This is a genomic window from Streptomyces sp. UH6, from assembly GCF_013421635.1.
Taxonomy (GTDB): domain Bacteria; phylum Actinomycetota; class Actinomycetes; order Streptomycetales; family Streptomycetaceae; genus Streptomyces; species Streptomyces abyssomicinicus.
This window is the reverse complement of the sequence record NZ_JACADT010001355.1, coordinates 1-1,171: the sequence shown is the minus strand read 5'-3', so window position 1 is coordinate 1,171 and position 1,171 is coordinate 1. Positions and strand designations below refer to the sequence as shown.

The 1,171-nt window shown below is 73.5% G+C and carries 2 protein-coding genes; one reads left to right on the top strand and one right to left on the bottom strand.

The window, feature by feature from the left end; genetic code table 11:
- A partial coding sequence (locus HW445_RS31850) for a DUF2207 domain-containing protein (RefSeq protein WP_180224237.1) occupies positions 1-648 on the bottom strand: 648 nt, incomplete at its 3' end.
- A 128-nt stretch (positions 649-776) separates the two neighbouring features.
- On the opposite strand from HW445_RS31850, the gene HW445_RS31845 reads away from it, so the two are divergent.
- On the top strand, positions 777-1,171 hold a 395-nt coding region (locus HW445_RS31845), incomplete at its 3' end, for a four-helix bundle copper-binding protein (RefSeq protein ID WP_180224236.1).

Below are 1,171 nucleotides of genomic sequence, written 5' to 3'. Positions count from 1 at the left end.
CAGCGCCGCGCCCACCTCGGTGCGGACCGTGACCCCCTCCCCGGCCTCCATGCCGGAGACGTCCACGGCCAGCGTGCCGGACGACGTCTGCCGGGTGACGCACAGGGTGGGATCGCCGGAGCCGTAGCGGTCGCAGCCCGCCCCCTCCAGCGCGGTCGGGGCGGTGACCCGCGCCCGCAGGCGGTCCACCGGCACGTCCCAGCCCAGGCCGGTCACGTCCCAGATCAGTCCCGCCTCGCCGGTCACCATGCCGGGCACGGTGTAGGTGAGGCGGTAGCGGTGCACCCCGGTCAGCGTCCGTGCCGGGTCGCCGATGCGGACGCGGACGGCGGTGGCGCCGTCGACCGTCTCGAAGGCGACCGGCTCCCCGTCGAGGGTGGCGGTCACGTCCCGCGGCGGTCCGGCCTCGGTGACCGGCAGACGGCGGTGGATGCCGTGCCGGTCCTCGCCGGCGAAGTCGTAGTCGATCACCTCGGTGATCCGCGCGCTGTCGTCCGGGGCGATGTCGGCGGTGGACCGGTGCAGGAGCACCCGCTCCCCCGGTCCGCCGAGGAACGCGCCCAGCAGACCCACGAGCCCCACCACGAGCACCCCCGTCAGCAGGAGCGATACGTCCCGCCACCTGCCGCCCACCCGTCCCGGCGTCATCGAAGCCCTCCCCTCCCGTGATCCACGGCTCGCACTGCCGGGAGCGTATCCGTGCGCCGCGTGGTCAGGTTTGCCCCGTCCCGATCCGCCCACCCGGCCAGGGTGACGAGCGGAAGGAGAGTGACCGTATGACCACGCTCAAGGTCAAGGAGATGCTCGACGCCTACCCGGCGGCCCTGGGCGGCGTGGACCGGGACAAGCTCATCGCCTGCGTCGAGGAGTGCGTGTCCTGCGCCCAGGTGTGCACGGCGTGCGCGGACGCCTGTCTCTCCGAGGAGATGGTCGACGAGCTGGCCAAGTGCGTCCGCTCCGACCTGGACTGCGCCGACGTCTGCTCCAGCACGGCCTCGGTGCTCTCCCGGCACACCGAGTACGACGCCAACGTCACCCGCACCCTGCTCACCGCCTGCGCCGCCGCGTGCCGGGCGTGCGGGGAGGAGTGCGCCCAGCACACCCAGCACGACCACTGCCAGATCTGTGCCGAGGCGTGCCGTTCCTGCGAGGAGGCGTGCGAGGCCCTGCT